The 693-nt window shown below is 71.6% G+C and carries 1 protein-coding gene; it reads right to left on the bottom strand.

Annotated elements, in window-relative coordinates; all coding sequences use genetic code 11:
- Positions 1 to 693 (bottom strand): AcvB/VirJ family lysyl-phosphatidylglycerol hydrolase (locus tag D588_RS0116705; RefSeq protein ID WP_017916791.1); only part of this gene is annotated, 693 nt, incomplete at both ends.

Here is a 693-nt window from a genome sequence, read left to right as displayed (position 1 = left end):
CCGGCAGGCGCGCGTCGGCGGACAATTGCTGCCAGCGGTCGTCGACGATCGTCGCCAGCCCGGCCGGATGTTGATCGAAATGGTGACCGCCGTGCAACACCACCACCTCCGCTCCGCGCGCGCGCAATTGCGGGCAGAGCGTATCTTTTTCCTTGTCGCCGTACACGCACAGCAACTGCGCCGCGGGAATGCGCGCCAGTTCCGGCTGCACCGGCAGTGCGTCGTCGTCATCGCCGAGGTTGAGCCAGCCGCGCACGCGGATCTGGAAATCGGCCTTGTGCTCCAGGCCCAGCAACGCGACCAGGCCGACCTGCTGGCGCTGCGCCGGCGGCAGCCGGTTGACCATGAACGGCAGGGTGGTGGCGCCGAAGGAATAGCCGACCAGCAGGATCTTCTGCGGACGCCAGCGCTGCTGGTAGTAGGCGATGACCCGGCTCAGGTCGGCGCTGGCCCGCGCCGGCGGCTTGGCCCGCCAGAAGTAGCGCAGGCTGTCCCAGCCGACCACGGCGATGCCGCGGCGCTGCAGCGCTTCGGCCATGCCCTTGTCGATGTCGCGCCAGCCGCCGTCGCCGGACAGCACGATGGCCAGCGGTGCGCCCGGGGTCGCCGAGGGCAGCTCGGTCAGCGGCAGATCGTCCAGCGCCCCGCCACGGCCGCGCGCATGCAGGTGCGCGGCGACCCGCGCGGCCAGCG

Source organism: Xanthomonas sp. SHU 308, assembly GCF_000364645.1.
GTDB classification, from domain to species: Bacteria; Pseudomonadota; Gammaproteobacteria; order Xanthomonadales; family Xanthomonadaceae; genus Xanthomonas_A; species Xanthomonas_A sontii.
The sequence above is the reverse complement of the archived record's forward strand: the minus strand, read 5'-3'. Positions and strand labels throughout refer to the sequence as shown.